16 protein-coding genes are annotated in these 18,930 nt (G+C 42.6%); 12 read left to right on the forward strand and 4 right to left on the reverse strand.

Translation table 11 applies throughout. The annotated features are described in order from the left end of the window. From DXB77_RS00005 to epsC, 3 genes are all read left to right on the forward strand, one after another. Positions 1-1,394: Cna B-type domain-containing protein (locus DXB77_RS00005; RefSeq protein ID WP_118662375.1), on the forward strand; the 1,394-nt coding region annotated here is incomplete at its 5' end. 261 nt (positions 1,395-1,655) lie between these two features. Then, on the forward strand, positions 1,656-3,281 hold the full coding sequence (locus DXB77_RS00010; protein WP_117822305.1) for a response regulator: 1,626 nt from the start codon (positions 1,656-1,658) through the stop codon (positions 3,279-3,281). 184 nt (positions 3,282-3,465) lie between these two features. After that, positions 3,466-4,368 (forward strand): serine O-acetyltransferase EpsC, encoded by a 903-nt coding sequence (gene epsC, locus DXB77_RS00015; protein ID WP_021943530.1) that lies wholly within the window; start codon positions 3,466-3,468, stop codon positions 4,366-4,368. A gap of 460 nt (positions 4,369-4,828) precedes the next feature. On the opposite strand, the gene DXB77_RS00020 is transcribed toward epsC, so the two are convergent. The 4 genes from DXB77_RS00020 to spoVT form a co-directional block, all read right to left on the reverse strand. After that, positions 4,829-5,068, reverse strand: a complete 240-nt coding sequence (locus DXB77_RS00020) for an RNA-binding S4 domain-containing protein (RefSeq protein WP_008402549.1) — start codon at positions 5,066-5,068, stop codon at positions 4,829-4,831. Between the two features lie 69 nt (positions 5,069-5,137). Continuing rightward, on the reverse strand, positions 5,138-5,596 hold the full coding sequence (locus DXB77_RS00025) for a ferritin-like domain-containing protein (protein ID WP_117808143.1): 459 nt from the start codon (positions 5,594-5,596) through the stop codon (positions 5,138-5,140). A 257-nt stretch (positions 5,597-5,853) separates the two neighbouring features. Next, on the reverse strand, positions 5,854-6,126 hold the full coding sequence (locus DXB77_RS00030) for an HU family DNA-binding protein (RefSeq protein ID WP_008402552.1): 273 nt from the start codon (positions 6,124-6,126) through the stop codon (positions 5,854-5,856). A 187-nt stretch (positions 6,127-6,313) separates the two neighbouring features. After that, on the reverse strand, positions 6,314-6,859 hold the full coding sequence (gene spoVT / locus DXB77_RS00035; RefSeq protein WP_117822303.1) for a stage V sporulation protein T: 546 nt from the start codon (positions 6,857-6,859) through the stop codon (positions 6,314-6,316). 330 nt (positions 6,860-7,189) lie between these two features. Between spoVT and DXB77_RS00040 the strand changes: the two genes are divergently transcribed. The 9 genes from DXB77_RS00040 to DXB77_RS00080 all read left to right on the forward strand — a co-directional run bounded on the left by DXB77_RS00040 (position 7,190) and on the right by DXB77_RS00080 (position 18,758). Further along, positions 7,190-7,474, forward strand: a complete 285-nt coding sequence (locus tag DXB77_RS00040) for a YabP/YqfC family sporulation protein (RefSeq protein ID WP_117785865.1) — start codon at positions 7,190-7,192, stop codon at positions 7,472-7,474. After that, a complete protein-coding gene (yabQ, locus tag DXB77_RS00045; protein WP_117822302.1) occupies positions 7,474-7,854 on the forward strand; it encodes a spore cortex biosynthesis protein YabQ in 381 nt (126 codons plus the stop codon). Before DXB77_RS00040 ends, yabQ begins: the two co-directional genes overlap by 1 nt. 85 nt (positions 7,855-7,939) lie before the next feature. Further along, on the forward strand, positions 7,940-8,239 hold the full coding sequence (locus DXB77_RS00050; RefSeq protein WP_117808147.1) for a septum formation initiator family protein: 300 nt from the start codon (positions 7,940-7,942) through the stop codon (positions 8,237-8,239). A 130-nt stretch (positions 8,240-8,369) separates the two neighbouring features. Then, positions 8,370-10,493 carry a SpoIIE family protein phosphatase gene (locus DXB77_RS00055; protein ID WP_118662376.1) on the forward strand — a complete coding sequence of 708 codons (2,124 nt, stop codon included), beginning with the start codon at positions 8,370-8,372 and terminating at the stop codon, positions 10,491-10,493. Between the two features lie 210 nt (positions 10,494-10,703). Further along, positions 10,704-12,161: a tRNA lysidine(34) synthetase TilS gene (gene tilS / locus DXB77_RS00060; protein WP_118662377.1), complete on the forward strand. Its 1,458-nt coding sequence runs from the start codon at positions 10,704-10,706 to the stop codon at positions 12,159-12,161. Further along, positions 12,130-12,651, forward strand: a complete 522-nt coding sequence (gene hpt / locus DXB77_RS00065) for a hypoxanthine phosphoribosyltransferase (RefSeq protein WP_117808150.1) — start codon at positions 12,130-12,132, stop codon at positions 12,649-12,651. The genes tilS and hpt overlap by 32 nt, the downstream gene beginning before the upstream one ends. A gap of 49 nt (positions 12,652-12,700) precedes the next feature. Continuing rightward, positions 12,701-14,623 (forward strand): ATP-dependent zinc metalloprotease FtsH, encoded by a 1,923-nt coding sequence (gene ftsH, locus DXB77_RS00070; protein ID WP_118615366.1) that lies wholly within the window; start codon positions 12,701-12,703, stop codon positions 14,621-14,623. A 974-nt stretch (positions 14,624-15,597) separates the two neighbouring features. Next, entirely contained in the window at positions 15,598-17,703 is a 2,106-nt protein-coding gene (locus tag DXB77_RS00075; protein ID WP_117808152.1) for a glycoside hydrolase family 13 protein, read from the forward strand. Between the two features lie 17 nt (positions 17,704-17,720). After that, positions 17,721-18,758 (forward strand): HAMP domain-containing sensor histidine kinase, encoded by a 1,038-nt coding sequence (locus DXB77_RS00080; RefSeq protein ID WP_118662378.1) that lies wholly within the window; start codon positions 17,721-17,723, stop codon positions 18,756-18,758. Positions 18,759-18,930 lie beyond the last annotated feature (172 nt).

Genomic DNA, 18,930 nt, shown 5'->3' on the forward strand with positions numbered 1-18,930 from the left:
CCAAGGATGCGACAGCAACCGCAACTGTAACGAACACTTATACCCAGGATAAGGGAAGCCTGACGGTAGCCAAGGCAGTTGCAGGATATACCTTTGATTCCAGCAAGACATTCACGATCTATGTAACAAACGCAAGTGGTGAATATGTTCTTGCAGATGGAAGCATAAGCGCAACCAAGACAGGAATCAGCGTACCGGCAAACGGAAGCGTAACAATCAATGACATCCCGGTAGGCACATATAACGTAAGCGAAGAGCAAACCGGAACAGCAATTACGAACTATGATCTGGTAGTTAGTGGTGAGGGTGATGTAAATGTAACAAAGGATACAGTTGTCAATGCAACCGTAACAAATACATATACATACCTGACTACATCCGTAACTGTTAAGAAAGAATGGAACGATAATAACAACAAGGCCAATAAGAGACCTGGATTTGTAACGGTACAGCTTTATGCCGGAACAACTATATCAGGAATTCCGGTACAGCTTGATGAAAGCAATGGTTGGACAAAGACTTGGGATAATCTTCCGAAATATGATGCAAACGGATTAATCCAGTATACGGTCAAGGAAGTAAATGTACCTAAGGAATATACCGACAGCATAACAACAGATCCTGCAACAGGTGAGATTACAATTACAAATACAAGAACCAGCACAAAGGGTAAACTTGTATTAACAAAGACCGTTGTTGGTGATGTCGATAAGGCAGAAGCTGAAAATGTGATCAAGTTCAAGATTACAGACGAAGCAGGTAATTCCGAGACATATGCACTGACTGATTTCCAGTATGATGTATCGACAAAGAAATATACATTAGAACTGGATAAGCCGGCTGTAACTTATACCATTGAAGAAATACAGTATGATATTGATGGATATGAAACAAGCAGCATCAAATACGTAGTAGGAACAGGCCTTCAGAAGGATGGTAAGTCAGCAGAAGCAACAGTAGTTGTAGATGAAACAGTAAATGTTGCATTTGTCGATACATATGATAAGACAACTACAACAGAGAATACGACAGAAGTTACAACTACAACGGAAGATACAACAGAGATTACAACCACGACGGAAGATACAACAGAGATCACAACCACGACGGAAGATACAACAGAGATTACAACCACGACGGAAGATACAACAGAGGTTACAACCACAACGGAAGATACAACAGAGGTCACAACTGAAACAGAAGATACAACTGAGACAGAAGGCACTACGGAGATCACGACAACGGAAGACAAACCTTCCACTCCACCGGATACACCAAAAACCGGCGATGATGCTCCACTTATGCCACTTGTAATCCTGTTTATGCTCAGTGCAGCAGGAGTTGTAACAGTGATTGTTGTAAAAAAGAAAAATGATCGTGCAGATCGTAAATAAAAAGAATCTATAAAAACAACAAGTAAAGGTCAGGCACTCTGGTATGCAGAAATGCATATCAGGGTGCTTTTTCCTGTTATTTATGTCGAAATATAGCGAATGAATTCTAACTGAAAAAAGAAATAGTTGCACAATGTCGAAATATCGGTTATAGTAATTGCAATGCTAGAGAGATCTTGATGGAAGAAAATCAGATAAGGTCTTTCGAAAAACGGAAAAAAGAAAAAGGGGGGACGGTCTCGAAGGTGAGACTATAAACGTATGAGTAAGATAACATATGTCAGAACGCAACGGGATAAAAAAGTTGCATTTCTATTATTTCTATTTAGTGCTATTCTGATAGCGCTTATTATCTGGGGTGGGAATGTATTTTCCAAATTTGAACAATATGTTGATATATCCAGTAAGAATACGATCGCAGCAATGATGGAACAGGTAGAACATTCCTATCAAATGCAGATTAATTCAATGTATGAAGAAACAGAACGTCTTGAGAACTATCTGTTTGATGGCAAAACGAGGTCTGTTGTACTGGCAGATTATGAAGATTATTTTATAGCTATGGAGAATGATTCTGTACGGGATATCGTATTCGTTGATCATACCGGAAAATATATCTGTGATGATGGCAAAACAGGAACATTGGATTTGGGTGATACAAAGGGCACTCTGTTTGATGTTGGCGGTCAGTCTGTCCAATATTGTACCTGGAGAAACGGAGAAGAAATATTTGTTGTAGCAAAAAAATATGAAGCGTTCTATGTAAATGAAAATGAATATGAAGTCATAGCGTTTATTTATAATACAAATAGGGTAAATGATCTGTTTATTGATTCCGCATACGGGGGACAGGCAAAACTCTATGTGACAAATGCAGACAGCATGGTAACATATGCGGATCTGGATAATAACGAGGGTATTGTGCGCAATTATAATATCCTTGATCACTATCTGGATGAGTCGGTGATCGGAGAGGAACAATATGCACAGATCACAGAGGATTTCAGCGAAGGCAGACAGAATTGTGTTACCCTATATAAAGGAAAAAATGCAGAATATTTCTATTACCAGCCATTAGAAGGAACGGAGTTCTTTCTCGTATTTCAGGCGCCGTGTGCAGTGGTACAGAGTGTATTGACGGATTATCAGAAGAAGGTGTCACGTTCATGGATGGTTACGGTTGTGATCATTGCATGTATCATGTTAGTGCTGGCAGTAGGTACGGTCGGAGCGATCCATATGAGGACCTGGTATGAATATGAGCGACAGACGGCTGATATGCACCGGGAAAATAATGTACAGTTGCGGCGTATGAATGCAGTGATGGAGGAAACCGTCCGGGAGTACCGGTTAGCACAGGAAGGGGCTTTGGAAGAAGAAACCGAAGAGGAAGCGGCTGAAAGAGCGGCGGAGGAAGAACGGGAAAAAGAAAGACAGATCCGTGAAGCACTTCCAAGGGTCGCATTCGTAGGCGAACGTTTTCTGCTGGTCGATGATAATGATATGGAAGGACTGCTTTTGCAGGAGGCATTGACCAAAAGAGGAGCGGAATGTACCATAGCAAAGAGCGGAGAGCAGGCATTGAAGATGTTTAAACGTTCAAAGCATGAAAAGTTCCAGTATATATTGATGGACGCTGATATGCCGGATATGGATGGCTATCAGGCAGCCAGAAGAATCCGGCTGATGGATCATCCGCAGGCAAAAACGATACCGATTCTGGCAATGACTTATCACGCAACACCAGAGGCTATGCGGATGGCAGCTATAACAGGTATGTCCGGTCAGGTTGAGAAGCCGGTTAAAATGCAGACGCTTGCTCTGATCATAACTAAACTGAAGAGTAAGAACAGGGTTCATCCAGGATATGATTATGACAGAAAATAGCAAGAAACCGAAAAAACAGTATTTGTATTTTCTGTTGAAGTGTAATGAAAAAACTATTATTTACATTTTCTATTGAGATGTTATACTAATGCTATATGCAGTTAGAGATGGATGATGTTTTATAGGACATATGATATTACGCTGCATATATTGATATTAGGAAACGAAATGGAGTAAGACTGGAATGGAATTTGAAAATGATGTAAAAGCAGTCGTTGCAGAAATGGCTGAGGCATTAAATAAGAATTATTCGGATCAGAAATTATTTGATCTGTCACTCGGAGAGCGACTTCCGCAAAAGGATGAGATCATTGATTTTGTGGATGAATTGCGGAAAGTAACATTTCCGGGTTTCTTCGGGAGAGAGAATATGGCATATGCTAATAAGGAGTATTTTGCAGGGCATAAGCTGTCATTGATATATGATAAATTATTCCGTCAGATCAAGGTGGCATTGAGCTATAAAAATGATGCTAAGAGCTATCAGGAGATTACAGAGGAAGCACAGGAGAAAGCTCTGGGCTTTATCCGTTGTATACCGGAGGTTCAGGCACTTCTTTGCAAAGACGTAGAAGCAGAATATAACGGAGATCCGGCCGCAAACAGCCGTGAAGAGATCATCTTCTCCTATCCGGGGTTATTTGCGATATTTGTATACCGATATGCACATGTGCTCTATCAGATGAAGGTGCCGTTTATTCCAAGGATCATGACAGAATATGCACATGGTGAGACAGGAATTGATATCAATCCGGGTGCCAATATTGGTGAATATTTCTTTATTGACCATGGAACCGGAATCGTTATCGGTGAAACAACCGATATTGGAAATAATGTAAAAATCTATCAGGGGGTTACCCTTGGTGCGCTGTCGACCAGAAAGGGCCAGCAGTTGTCCGGTGTCAAACGTCATCCAACCATAGAGGACAATGTAGTTATCTATGCGAACACAACCATTCTTGGTGGCGAGACCATTATTGGTGCAAATTCCGTAGTAGCGGGAAATACTTTCGTGACGAAGTCCATCCCTGCAAACACCAAGGTTGCCTCTACCATGCCGGAACTTGAAATCAAGACCTCAAACTAAATAGTTATAACAGACAAAACAGGTGGACGCTCTCTAACAGCCTGACTATAATTGACTCGCATAATTTCTATTCGCTGCACATGCCTGATTCGTAAATACTCCTGTGCCAACTCGTCCTTCGGACTCAAACAGGCACCCGTATTTACTGGCACTGTGCATCTCATTACGAAATTCTCGCTAATGTCAATGTATAGTCAGGCTATTGTAGATAGTCCACCTGTTTTTGTCTTGCATACAGATATAAAGTCTGCGTATCTGGCTGCTATATAATAAACAATGACATTCATGTAGTTTCGTGATGAGATACACTCTAGCTGTCAGCACCAAGCCCATGTCTGAACCCGTAAGGGTGAGTTTGGGCGACTGCTGACAAATGGACGAGTGTATCGAGTAGAAACGAAATGAGTCATGTGTTTATATAGCAACCGGGTATGCAGACTTTATATCGTCATGAAAGACATTACAAATAGCGGAACATTTCTTTGGCGTCCTCTTTTTTAGTGGAGTCGGCAATCATCGTTACCTCGACTTTGACGGTCTTGTTGCCGAAGCCGATCTCGATAACGTCGCCGACCTTCACATCAGTGGATGCCTTGGCAACCTTGTCGTTTATCATAACACGTCCGGCATCGCAGGCTTCATTTGCGATGGTTCTTCTTTTGATCAGTCGTGAAACCTTTAAATATTTGTCTAATCTCATTTGTATATCTCCTTTTGTATTTTAAATGATAGTGTTCCATATAGTCGTAAGAGTATTTTGTTGGAAGGCTTATGCCATTCCATTTACTGTTTTGTATTTGAAGAGCATTTCGGCGTGATTCTGCTCTTCGACCTGGATGTCAGCTAGAAGCTTACGGATCGCACTGTCACCAAATATGAATACATCACTGTTATATTCAGAGGATGCGAGCTTTTCGCTGGTGATACAGTCTGTTGCAAGAAAGGCATCATCCTTCTTATCCTGAGACTGTCCGAGCTGACTGTAGGTAGCTTTTGGGTCGTAGTCTCTGCCATCACTGTCATTGCAGTTGCAGCTTGGTACGGTTCCAGTCAGAACCTGCTCCAGACTGTCATAGTGCTTCTGTTCATTTCCCTTCAGCGTGGTAAATAATTCCTGTAACACAGGATCCTTTGCCTGGGCTGCATATTTGTCGTATTTGTCAATGCAGGCCTGTTCCAGTGTCTGAAGATCCTTGATCGCCTGTTTTTCCTTTTCTTTTAAGACCATAGTTATTGCCTCCTGCTTATTTAATGAATTGATACATATAACAGGTATGCAGGAACAACCGGCAGTACGCTGTTTTTGCATCTACCAGGAGTATTGCCAGAAGACAGTCGGGTTATTCCGCAAATAATCATATCATGCAAGACCGCGGTCAGATTATTCCGGAAAACAGACGGACTATTCCAGAAAATAGAAAAGCAAAAGGGATGCTGATTTATACGATGCAGCATCCCTTAAGTACTTGATTCGTTCTATAAAAACTAGTTAAGTGAATCCTTTAAAGCCTTACCAGCTTTGAATTTTGGAGACTTAGAAGCAGCGATTGTCATTGTTTCGCCTGTTCTTGGGTTTCTACCTTCTCTTGCTTCTCTTTCAGCAACTTCGAATGTACCGAAACCAACTAACTGAACCTTCTCACCCTTCTTTAATTCTTCAGCTACAACGTCTGTAAAAGCCTTTAAAGCCTTCTCAGCATCTTTCTTTGATAATTCTGTCTTTTCTGCCATAGCAGCAACTAATTCAGTCTTGTTCATCGAAAAAATCCTCCTAAAATACTCATAATATATTATCCTGGTGAGCTAAACCGGATAACTCCTGGCGTAAGTCACGCCCCAACATGTATATTTATACCTAAAATGCCAGTATTTGTCAAGGTTAGAACGCCATTTTGCCTTGAAAAACCTTGATTTTTCGCCATTTCTCAAGGCAAATGACATAGAATTAGTTCTCCATCTGTTTTCCGAGAAAATTAGCAGCAATGATCGCGGTTTTCTGTTCAGTTTCCCCGAAACGCATTTTGTCATCTTTGCTCAATACAATGACCGCTCCGATCGCGTCACCTTCACAGATGATCGTCTGGATCACCTGTCCGGCATAGTCAGTGTCATCGGAAGTGATGTTGACATATTTTGTATCACCGCGGCGGGCAATTATAGCTTCCCGGTCATTGATGACATCCTCCAGATCCTTGTGGATGGATTTGCCGACCAACTCTTTCTTTGGCATGCCGGCTACTGCAATGATCTGATCGCGGTCAGTGACGCATACCGGACAGCCGAGGATCTGTGAAATGGAATCTACATATTGCTGTGCAAAGGTTCCGAGCTCGCCGAGCGGGGAATATTTTTTTATGATAACTTCGCCGTCTTTTCCGGTAAAGATCTCAAGGGGATCACCTTCCCGGATCCGAAGCACACGCCGGATCTCTTTCGGAACAACGATCCTGCCCAGATCGTCGATACGTCTGACAATTCCTGTGGGTCTCATACTTATTTTTCCTCCAATACCCATATTTTGTAAGAATGTTTTTTGTAATAAAAAATACATCCTTTTTTGCTAGGTTTTAGCTTTAGAATTAGTATGTGGCAAATGTGGGGAATTATACTCTTACAAATACGAATGAATATAAATTTATGGCTAAGAGATAGTAAAGAACAAAAAATAAAAATCAGTCAAAACTGATCAATATCGGCAAGCTGGAAGAATTGTTTGTTGAGATATGGGATTGAGAACAGGTTCTACTGCAGGTATAAGCTTCATATACTGTTCTAACAGACTTAAGAAAGCTTCTGAAGGCTTTTTGGAAAAGGGGAATACATGGAGAAGGTACAGAGCACAGGAAATTCCGATGGACATAAACTGATCATGGATGCCAGAAAGGAAGCAAAGATAACCGGAGTGGAAAAGGTAATCTCGTTTGAACCGGATCTGGTATATCTTCTCACAAAGGCCGGAAAGATGAAGCTGACCGGAAAAGATATGCATATGACGAATCTGGATATTGACAAGGGCGTTCTTGACATGAATGGAAAGGTTGACTGTATTTGTTATATGACAGATAAAGAGGACAGAACATTTTCGCTTAAGAGGTTGTTTAAATAATGACGGAAATGATGGAACAACAGTCAACCGCGTTTGCCGTATGTGTGCTATGCGGCGTAATCATTGGTTTTCTGATAAGTTGTTTTTATGCTTTGAAAAAAGCGATAAAGATGCATGACGTCTGGATCGGTATTTTTGATCTGACGTTTTGGCTTGCATTATGTGCAATGGTTATTCTGGTGATGTTTTATTATAATAGCGGAGAGATTCGGCTGTATATTTTTTTAGGATTTTTTTCGGGAGCCGGGGTGTATTTTGCTACTATAAATTGGGTTGTTTCCAGACTGCTGGACTACATATTGTATGGGATAAAAATGGGGTTGAGAAAAGTGATTTTAAAGGCAAAAATGCTTGTTGACATAATTTGTTCGAGAAGGTAAAATTATGTCAATACACTTTGAAAGAACTGTTTTTATAGCAGAACAGGTCTGTTCGAAAAGAAGCAGGAAACAGGGGAAATGGACCATGGGTAGAAGCAATACCGGAAGAAAACAATCGAAGATCAGTACCGCTATTATTCTGATCACTCTTCTTTTACTGGTTGTTGTCGTGTTGGTGAAGTCGATTCAGTTAAGGGAGAAGAAGGCAGAGCTGCAGGTACAGGCAGCAGAGATTACTGCCCAGATTGAAGATGCACAGAACGAGCATAAGAAACTGGAAGAAAAAGAAGACTATATGAAGACGAAGAAATACGTTGAGGATGTTGCAAGAAATCAGCTTGGGCTGGTATATCCTGACGAAATAGTGATTCGCCCTGAAGAATAAACACAGAATTAAGAAAGAAATATAAAAAAGAGTCAAAGAAAAGTGATAGCTGTTTTCAGCTTTCGCTTTTTTTTTACGTTCAGTCTCCGTATAATGTCTGACACTTAAGGCAAAAAGGGAGGACATATATATGAAAGAAAAAAAGGTGAATCGGGTTTTGTTGTATCTGCTGGGCTTTCTGTGTGGCCATTCTGCGGTTGTTGGAATGCATCCGTTTATGGTTCCGATGCTGGCAGCAGTTTACAGCATCAGACAAAGTACGTTTGGGCTGTTTGCAGCCATGCTATTTGGCGGAACAGTTATGTATGGAATCGGCGGTTGGAATGCAGGAAGCTTTTTTCAGATGGGACCATATGTAATGGGGGAACAGCAGCTTCCGGTTACATATTTTCTGTTAAAATATAGTTTGATCCTGATCGGTGTTCTGGTCGGTCTGAACCTGACGGAGGGAGTTCGGAGAAACCTGTCCGAACACACAGACAGAAGTGGAAAAAAGACAAAACGAAAAGGTGTGAAACAATCATATGGAACCAATATCCGGTGGATTCTGGCTGGCATATGTGCCATACTTGTCTTTGGAATCAGTACGGTCTGTGGTCTGATGGTCGAACCGGTGCAGAATGCCCTGCCGGCTGCCGGCTGCGAGGCGGTGATCTCGACAGGATTGATTCCTGCATTCCGCAAAGGTCTGGAGGTTATCCTGCTGCATAAGAGGGAACGGGATCATTATAATGAAGAATTGCTTGGAATACTGATAGTAGTTACAGTATGTATATGGGGAATGCCATATAAAATAGGCGGAGTTGTTACCTGGCTGCTGATGACCGGTCTGTATCTGTCCTGGTATACGTTGCATCGGTTTGGGGCCGGATATGGAATGGCGGTAACGGGTGTATGTGGTCTGATCACAGCGATCAAAAGCGGACAAGCAGAATTTGTCGGAAGTTTTTTTATCTGTGCGATCCTGGTGCTTGCGGGCAGAGCACTGTCGGATAAGAAGAAAACAGGCACTATTGTGTCAGTGCTGCTTGCATGTGTATTGATCGGACTTACTTACGATCCGTATTTTCTGACACCTGAGGGGATAAAAAGTGCTGGCAGTGCCGTGCTGTTATTTGCAGCGACACCAAAATGGATGCTTACCGTCAGGGATGGATGGATCCAGTCGCAGTATAATTTTCAGACAGCAACGGAAATCAACCGGATAACGGCAGAGAAAATACGGGAATTATCCGGGGCATTTAAACGGATCGAATATACGCTTGCCGGATGTGGCCCGGCGGCTGCCAAGGTAGATCTGGGTGAGATCGGAGATATGATCGGAAGATTTTCCGATAATCTGGAAACGGCAGAACCGGTTCCGTTTAACCGGGAGGAGCAGTTGCGGACGCGCTTTCTGGAACAGGGGGTGATCATGACGCACCTTTCTTCGATGAAGAATGAAATGGATCATGTACAGTATTATATAACAGCCAGAACAAAGAATCAGAAAATCATGTTGTCAAAGGATGCAGCAGACATTCTTTCAGAGGTTTTTGATAAGCCGATCCGGGCATCCGAGGATACTTCAGCGATCATATCTGAAAATGACCGTGTGATCACATTTGAGGAATGTGCGAGGTATCGCTGCAGTTATTTTGTCAGAAGGATCAAGAAATATGGTTCCAATGTATCGGGAGACAATTTTTCGGTGAAGGAGCATGAGGATGGCAGACTTGTAATGATGATCTCGGATGGGATGGGAAGCGGGAGCCTTGCATCCTGCGAGAGTACGTTGATGATTGACACGATGGAAGAACTGCTGGATGCTGGCTTTGACCCTTCTTATGGAATTGCATTTTCCAATAATTGCATTTCCGAAAAAAACAGCGGACGGTGTTTTACAACCTTTGATATGGGAATCGTAGACCTGTACAACGGGGAGCTGACACAGTATAAGCAGGGGGCAGCACCGACATATATTATACATTCAGAGGGAATCGAGGTTCTTTGTGGGGCTTCACTTCCGATCGGAGTTCTGCCGGAGGCAGAATGTGATGTGATCCATCAGGAGCTGGAACCGGAGGATCGACTGGTGATGGTGAGCGATGGAGCATTTGGGGATGAAGAGGATATGTGTGAGATCCTGGAGAAACTGGATACGGAGGACTGCAAGGAAACGCTGGAGTATATCATTTCACAGGTGCTTCTGCGTTGTGAAGGCAGATTGGAGGATGATGTGACGGTGATCGTGGCAAAATTGGAAATAGCATAAACTTTCCGGGTTGTTACTTGAAATTTATAGCAGGCTTGTATTAAGATAACGAAGAAATGTATATGACAGATGTAAAATAACGAAGCTGCATATATCGGTGGATGCAGGATTTTAAAGAAACGTATATACAATATGCATACAAAGATACAGGTAATGAATATAGATGATCGAATATCCGAATCATAGAAGACGGACAGGTGTGGAAAACAGATGACAGAAAATACATTAGAAGAACAGATTTATCAATTTATAAAAGAAAAAAATTTGCTTAAAGCAGGAGATGTCTGCATCGTTGGTGTGTCCGGCGGAGCGGATTCCATCTGTCTGCTGACGGTTCTGGCAGGGCTTCGGGAGAAAATGGAGCTCAAGCTGTATGCTGTCCATGTTAATCATATGATCCGCGGAACAGAGGCAGATGCAGATGAATCTTATGTGGCAGAGTATTGTAAGAAGCTTGGAATACCATGTGACTGTTACCATATTGATGTGCCGCAGCTTGCAAAGGAACAGAAGCTGACGGAGGAAGAAGCGGGAAGAAATGCCCGGTATGAGGCATTTGCCCGGGCAGCGGACAAGTATGGCATCACTGATTATAAGGTGGCAGTTGCTCATAACAAAAATGATGTAGCAGAGACGGTACTGCTCAACATGGTAAGGGGAACGGGGATCGCCGGAATGGCCGGAATACCGGTAAAGCGAGACCGGATCGTGCGTCCGTTACTTTCATGTACCAGACAGGAGATTGAGGCTTATCTGGAACAGCAGGAGATACAGTATTGTACGGATTCCACAAATCTGGAAAATGATTATGCCAGAAATAAGATCCGTAATCAGGTGATTCCGGCACTTAATGAGATAAACACACAAGCAGCGGCACATATCAGTCAGGCAGCAGCCTATGCGGCTATGTATGATACCTATGTGACGAAGCAGGTAGGATATTTTCTGGATGAACATATGGAGATACGGAAACAGACCGGAAAAACAGATGCATATGTATTGGAAATCAGGAAGCTGCGGGAACAGGATGAACTGATCGAGGATCTTGTGATCTTAGAATTGATTGGCAGAGTCAGCGGCGGAAGAAAGGATGTCGGTCAGAACCATGTAAGAGAAGTGAAGAAGCTGTATCAGGCAGCTGCGGGAAGTCGGATCATGCTTCCGCATGATGGAATGGTATATCAGAATTATGGATACCTGTGTTTTGAGAAGACAGCAGAGGGCGCACGCGATGTCGACTGGCAGGAGATAGTTATAAAAGGTGCAGGTGAATATATCCTGCCCGGAATGGGAAGGATGAAGATTGAAATATTTGAGAAATCTGTTCATTTAGATTTAACAAAAAAAGAGTATACGAAGTTTGCAGATTATGATAGAATACAGAATGGCATTACTATCAGGAAATATATGGAAAATGACTATATGGTGATCGCATCAGACGGCTCAACGAAGAAGATAAACCGGTTATTTTCATCTTGCAAGATACCGGTGGCAGAGCGTTTGCAGATACCGCTTGTAGCTTCCGGACATGACATCATCTGGGCAGTGGGCGTCCGGTTGAGTGAGAAGTACAAGGTACGGCCTGATACAAAAAGAGTGATATGTTTAGAATATATACCAGAAGGAGAAAATGAAGATGAAAGAGCAGATCAAAGTCATGATATCTGAAACTGAAGTAGATAACAGAATCTCAGAGATGGCAGCAGCTATTGATAAAGCATATGCAGGAAAGACCGTTCATCTGATCGGAATATTAAAAGGAAGTGTATTCTTCATGTGTGAGCTGGCGAAGAAGATCACGGTTCCTGTAACCATGGATTTTATGTCAGTCAGCAGTTATGGAGATGATACGAAATCATCAGGAATTGTGAAGTTGAATAAGGATCTGGACGAATCAATAGAAGGAAAAGATGTGATCGTAGTTGAAGATATTCTCGATTCAGGAAGAACGCTGTCGTATCTGATCAAATTATTAAATAACAGAAAGCCGGCGAGCATGCAGGTAATAACTCTGCTTGATAAGCCGGAGAGACGTGTGATTCCGGTTGAATTATATATGACAGGATTTACGATCCCGGATCGTTTTGTAGTAGGATATGGACTTGATTGTGCACAGAAGTATAGGAACCTTCCATATATCGGAGTGATTGAACAGTAAATATCAGACTGTTTATATAAAAAGACAGACCAAGATGAAGGAGTAGACAATGAATAAGAAGAGAGCAAGAAGTGCTGTTGTGATCTATGCGATCATCCTTATTGTCGGATTCCTGCTGATCAACAAATGGCTGGGTGGCAGCAGTAATGTTGCGACCAATTACAGCTATACGGAATTTTCGGCAGATCTGAACGCGGGAAACATCGCAACGGTAGATATTACACAGAATACAAATGTGCCGACAGCAACCGTAGATGTGGAGTTTGTTTCCGGAAAACAGCTTACATTCTATGCGGCAGATGTTAATGAGATTATTAAGATCTATAATGACTATGAAGCAGCAGTTGATAAGAAGAATGCGACAGCTTCTGCAGAGGATCAGGTAAAACTGGCAAAGTATAATCTGTATGATGTGCAGAAGGAAAGCATGCTTGGCATGTGGATCCCATATCTGATCATTATGATCATTATGGTCATTATCATGACATTCATGATCGGACGAATCCAGGGTGGTGGATCCGGCGGACAGATGATGAACTTCGGAAAGAGTCGTGCCAAGAAGAATGAAGATATCGGAAAGACGGTTACATTTAAAGATGTAGCAGGGCTGGATGAGGAGAAAGAAGATCTGGAAGAGATCGTCAGCTTCCTTAAGAATCCGGGAAGATTCGTAAAGGTTGGAGCTAGAATCCCTAAGGGTGTTCTGTTAGTAGGACCTCCGGGAACCGGTAAGACATTGATGGCAAAGGCGGTTGCAGGTGAAGCCGGGGTACCGTTCTTCAGCATTTCGGGATCTGATTTCGTGGAAATGTTTGTCGGTGTCGGTGCTTCTCGTGTAAGAGATCTGTTTGACGAAGCAAAGAAGAATGCTCCATGTATTATTTTCATCGATGAGATCGATGCTGTTGCAAGACAGCGTGGTACCGGACTTGGCGGTGGACATGATGAGAGAGAGCAGACCTTGAACCAGTTACTTGTTGAGATGGATGGTTTTGGTGTAAATGAAGGAATTATCGTTCTTGCAGCAACCAACCGTGTGGATATTCTTGACCATGCGATCTTAAGACCGGGTCGTTTTGACCGTAAGGTATTCGTAAATCGTCCGGATGTCAAGGGCAGAGAAGAGATCCTGAAGGTTCATACAAAGAATAAGCCACTTGCAGAAGATGTAAATCTGAATGATATTGCAAGAACAACGGCAGGTTTTGCAGGTGCTGATCTGGAGAACCTGATGAACGAAGCTGCGATTTGTGCAGCGAAGGATAACCGTGCTTATATTGTAAAAGAAGATGTAGATAAATCATTTATCAAAGTAGGGATCGGTGGAGAGAAGAAGAGTCGTCTGGTACCGGAGAGTGAGCGCAGAATCACCGCTTATCATGAATCCGGTCATGCGATCCTGTTTCATCTGCTTCCTCATGTGGGACCGGTTTATACCGTATCTATCATCCCGACCGGAACCGGTGCAGGTGGATATACGATGCCGCTTCCTGAAAATGACAACGTATTCATGACAAAGGCAAAGATGTTAGAGGATATCAAGGTAAGCCTTGGTGGACGTATCGCGGAAGAACTGATCCTTGAGGATATCACAACAGGTGCTTCGCAGGATATCAAACAGGCAAGCCAGTATGCCAGAGCAATGGTTACCAAGTATGGTATGTCTGAGAAGCTTGGACTGATCAATTATGAAAGCGATGATCAGGAAGAAGTGTTCCTTGGACGTGATCTTGGTCACGCGAAGAATTACAGTGAGAAGGTTGCCGGAGCGATCGATAAGGAAGTTAAGCGCATCATCGATGAATGTTACGCAGATGCCAGAGCAATCCTTGAAGCACATGAAGACATCCTTCATAAATGTGCAGCGCTTCTCCTTGAGAAAGAGAGAATCGACCGGGCTGAGTTTGAAGCATTGTTTGATGATGTTCCAAATGCAAACTCTACTGCAAACGCAGAGCCTTCAACAATATAGACAATAGTAACACGAACAAATTGATTGAAAACCAATAAAAATTTATACATGTTGCACAAAAACGGCGTTTTTTGAATAATTTCAAAAAACGCCGCTCTCTGTTTTGCACAATAAAATTTTTAAAATAAAAAAATGTTTGGGCAGACTTTTAGAAGCATTTGTATATAATAATACTTGTAACCCCCCAATACATTATATAGTTTTGGCTACACCCCATAAGTAACAAAATACCTTCTCCAAAAGAGGCAGTCGTGCGTTGACTGTCTCTTTTATTTTTATGGCGGGCACTACTCATTCATCCTGACGGTCTGGGACTGCCTGTCTATCTGCATTATAAATAACTTTCTGCGGTTTCTGTTCACTGCACATGTCTGATTCGTAAATGCTCCTGTGCAACTCGCCCTTCGGGCTCAGACAAGCACCCGCATTTACTGACAATGTGCAGTAAACGATGAAATCCTCAAAAACATTATATTATAATACAGATAGACAGGCAGCGCCAGACCTATATGTCTTATCTTTTGCCTAGACAATTTTCATGGCAATAGTCCGTATAAAAAGCCCCACAGCATCCTCCACCGCTCCCCGGGGGCCTGCCCCTGTTATAAATACCATTGCGAGGCTTTCGTTATTGTTGAATCAGAGTAAGCTACACTAACCTCAAACTACGCTAGCGCTTGTTTTCGCTAAGTGTACTTACATGGCACGCACTAACCTCAGACTTCGCTTTAACGCTCGTCTTCACTAAGTGCTCCGCTCAGCCGAAGGCGAGTTAGCACAGGAGTATTTACGAATCAGACATGTGCAGTGAATAGAAAACGTAGCAAGGTATTTATAACAGGGGCAGGCCCCCGGGGAGCGGCGGAGGATGCTGTGGGGCTTAGTTTTTGCCATTGGTTGTCAGCATAAAAAGGTTGTCTATTTATTAAAAAAGTATTAGAATGAAAAGGCATAAACGAAAGGGAGAGTTTTGAATGTCCGACAAATACACGAACGCAGAAAGAATTCATGATTATATATATGATCTGAAGCCGGTTATCAATGTAGGGGGATTGTTTTCCGATGGTTCTGAATACTACAGAATACCGCAGGAGCCTGGAATCAATGACCAGGTGAAGGTTAGATTTCGAACATGTGCAGATAATGCCGATGAAGTTTATTTGATCTACAATGGCGAGCAACTCGTCATGTCTGTTGAAGAATCCGATGATTTATTTGATTACTATACGGCGGTGATCCCCGCCGGAGAGAAATATATATCCTATTATTTTGAGGTCCATTCGGGCTGTGTGACCTGTTATTATAATAGGATCGGTGTACAGAAGAATGTGAATCCGGACTATAACTTTGAAATCTGTCCGGGCTTTGATGTACCGGATTGGGCAAAGGGAGCTGTCTTTTATCAGATCTATGTGGATCGTTTCTGTAATGGAGATCCATCGAACGATGTACTAGACAACGAATACTGCTACATCGACAGTCCTACCAGACAGGTGAAGGACTGGTATGAATATCCGGCAAATATGGATGTCGGACGTTTCTATGGCGGAGATCTTCAGGGTGTTAAGGATAAGTTAGATTATCTGCAGGATCTGGGCGTAGATGTTATCTATTTTAATCCGTTATTTGTATCACCATCCAACCACAAATACGATATTCAGGATTATGATTATATTGATCCGCATTTCGGAAAGATTGTTGTGGACGAGGGCGAATGCCTGCCGGATGGCGTAAAAGAGAATAAAAGAGCAACAAAATATATCAGCCGTGTAACCGACAAACGGAATCTGGAAGCCAGCAATCAGTTTTTTGCAGAACTGGTGGAGGAGATTCACAGCCGTGGTATGCGTGTTATCTTAGATGGTGTATTTAACCATTGCGGTTCCTTCAACAAATGGATGGATCGTGAGTGTATCTATGAGAATCAGGAAGGCTACGAGAAGGGAGCATATGTATCCTGGAGCAGTCCGTATAAGTCATTCTTTAAGTTTTATAACGAAGAGGTATGGCCGTATAATACCACCTACGATGGTTGGTGGGGGCATGATACACTTCCAAAGCTGAACTATGAAGATTCCCCAAAACTGGTGGAATATATTTTGAATATAGCAAAGAAATGGGTGTCCCCTCCATATAACGTGGATGGCTGGCGACTGGATGTTGCAGCAGATCTCGGACATTCGGAGGAATATAATCACAAGTTCTGGAGAATGTTCCGTAACGCAGTCAAAGAGGCAAATCCAAATGCAATTGTACTGGCAGAGCATTATGGAGATCCAAAGCCTTGGTTAAAGGGCGATCAGTGGGATACCGTTATGAACTATGATGCATTTATGGAGCCGATTACCTGGTTTCTGACTGGTGTTGAGAAACACAGTGATGAGTTCCGTGGTGATCTGTTGGGTAATCCGGATACATTTATGGGAGCCATGAATTATCATATGGCGAGATTCCAGCGTCCATCCCTTGAGATTGCAATGAATGAATTATCAAACCACGATCATTCCAGATTCTTAACCCGTACAAACCGGAGAGTCGGACGTACGCATACGATGGGGCCGCAGGCGGCAAATGAGGGTATCGATAAGAGTATATTCCGTCAGGGCGTTGTATTCCAGATGACCTGGCCGGGAGCTCCGACGATCTACTATGGAGATGAAGCAGGACTTTGTGGCTGGACTGACCCGGATAACCGTAGAACGTATCCGTGGGGCAGAGAAGATATGGAACTGATCCGGTTCCATAAAGACATGATCTGTATCCATAAGAACTATGAGGCTCTGATCCGTGGCTCGGTTATGTTCTTGCATGGAGCACATAAGATTATCGCATATGGACGGTTCACAGATACGGAGCAACTGGTTGTGATCCTGAATACAAATTATGAAGACATCGATGTGAAGCTGCATGTCAGACGGATTGGGGTCAAGAATCATGAGATTATGCGTAGAGTGATGCTTACAAATGAAGAAGGCTACAGTCTGGAAACCTGTGACTACAAAGTAGAGCATAATATGCTTTATATGAAGGTGCCGAAGATGTCAGCTATGGTTCTTGTAAATGTGGGAAGAGATGTTTAAAAGAGGAAACTAAAGTCTTGAAAAGTGATTTTGAGAGAAAACGGTTCATACAACGATTTGCGATCCTGGCTGTAATATTGCTGGCAGTGGTTGGAATCGGTATACGGTTCCTGTTCAGTGGCGATGAAAAGAGAATTGCAGTTATTTTGCTGATGTTAGCGGTTGGGCTTGTAATTCTGTTTTTCATCAGTTATCGGGAGATCGACCATACTTATCGGGAGATTGAGCATGTGTCGGATGAGATGCTTCGTGTGCTTCAGGGAGAAGATGAGCTGCCGGAGGAAGAATACATGCAGGGCACGATCGGAATCTTATATACGAACTTTTATAAGATGGTGACATTTTTAAAAGAAAGCAAAGAGCGGGAAATGTCAGAGAAAGTATTCTTACGTGATATCATGTCAGATATCTCTCATCAGCTTAAGACACCGCTGGCATCCTTAAATGTATTCATCGATCTGCTGTTAGATGATTCCTTTACAGATGAAGAAAAACGGATGCGGGTGCTTAACGAATCAAAAAATCAGCTTACCAGAATGGAATGGATGGTATTATCTCTTTTAAAGCTTGCCCGGATCGAGGCGGGAGCAATCCAGTTTGACCGAAAAGAATGTGATCTGAAGCTGTTATTATTACAGGCAAGAGACAGCGTAACCTATCTGACGGAGAGCAGGGAACAGGAGGTTCATGTAATCTGTGAGGATGGCAGGAAGCTGGTCTGTGACGGAGACTGGCTCGTAGAGGCGATCATCAATCTTTTGAAGAATGCATCAGACTACTCACCGGAGAAGACAGAGATCACGGTTGAGGTAGAACACAATCCGGTCTTTACCAGGATCTATGTCAAGGATCATGGAATGGGAATCGCAGAGAAGGATCTCGGAAATATATTTAAACGATTCTACCGTGTACACCATGATGTGAATCCGAACAGTGTCGGAATCGGCTTATCCCTTACAAAATCTATCGTAGAAGGAATGGGCGGCAAGATCACGGTGCGGAGTGAAGAAGGAGCATATACCTGGTTTATCATTACATTTGTACATGTAGATTAAGCTGATTCTAAAAAGAATTCTAAAGAAATTAATGTGAAGCAATAACAGAAAATACTATGGTGATGGGAATTGATGTAGGAAATTATCTCTTTCTTACAATATTGTAAGAAAAGAATACACAGATATTCACGGGAATGTAAGATAGAAGTGAGAAGATAGATACAACGAAGAG

The organism is Clostridium sp. OM05-9, assembly GCF_003481465.1.
Taxonomy (GTDB): domain Bacteria; phylum Bacillota; class Clostridia; order Lachnospirales; family Lachnospiraceae; genus Coprococcus; species Coprococcus ammoniilyticus.

Coding starts and splice junctions, on each gene's coding strand:
- DXB77_RS00010 (WP_117822305.1), top strand. CDS start 1,656: ATGAGTAAGATAACATATGTCAGAACGCAACGGGATAAAAAAGTTGCA.
- epsC (WP_021943530.1), top strand. CDS start 3,466: ATGGAATTTGAAAATGATGTAAAAGCAGTCGTTGCAGAAATGGCTGAG.
- DXB77_RS00020 (WP_008402549.1), bottom strand. CDS start 5,068: ATGAGATTAGACAAATATTTAAAGGTTTCACGACTGATCAAAAGAAGA.
- DXB77_RS00025 (WP_117808143.1), bottom strand. CDS start 5,596: ATGGTCTTAAAAGAAAAGGAAAAACAGGCGATCAAGGATCTTCAGACA.
- DXB77_RS00030 (WP_008402552.1), bottom strand. CDS start 6,126: ATGAACAAGACTGAATTAGTTGCTGCTATGGCAGAAAAGACAGAATTA.
- spoVT (WP_117822303.1), bottom strand. CDS start 6,859: ATGAGACCCACAGGAATTGTCAGACGTATCGACGATCTGGGCAGGATC.
- DXB77_RS00040 (WP_117785865.1), top strand. CDS start 7,190: ATGGAGAAGGTACAGAGCACAGGAAATTCCGATGGACATAAACTGATC.
- yabQ (WP_117822302.1), top strand. CDS start 7,474: ATGACGGAAATGATGGAACAACAGTCAACCGCGTTTGCCGTATGTGTG.
- DXB77_RS00050 (WP_117808147.1), top strand. CDS start 7,940: ATGGGTAGAAGCAATACCGGAAGAAAACAATCGAAGATCAGTACCGCT.
- DXB77_RS00055 (WP_118662376.1), top strand. CDS start 8,370: ATGAAAGAAAAAAAGGTGAATCGGGTTTTGTTGTATCTGCTGGGCTTT.
- tilS (WP_118662377.1), top strand. CDS start 10,704: ATGACAGAAAATACATTAGAAGAACAGATTTATCAATTTATAAAAGAA.
- hpt (WP_117808150.1), top strand. CDS start 12,130: ATGAAAGAGCAGATCAAAGTCATGATATCTGAAACTGAAGTAGATAAC.
- ftsH (WP_118615366.1), top strand. CDS start 12,701: ATGAATAAGAAGAGAGCAAGAAGTGCTGTTGTGATCTATGCGATCATC.
- DXB77_RS00075 (WP_117808152.1), top strand. CDS start 15,598: ATGTCCGACAAATACACGAACGCAGAAAGAATTCATGATTATATATAT.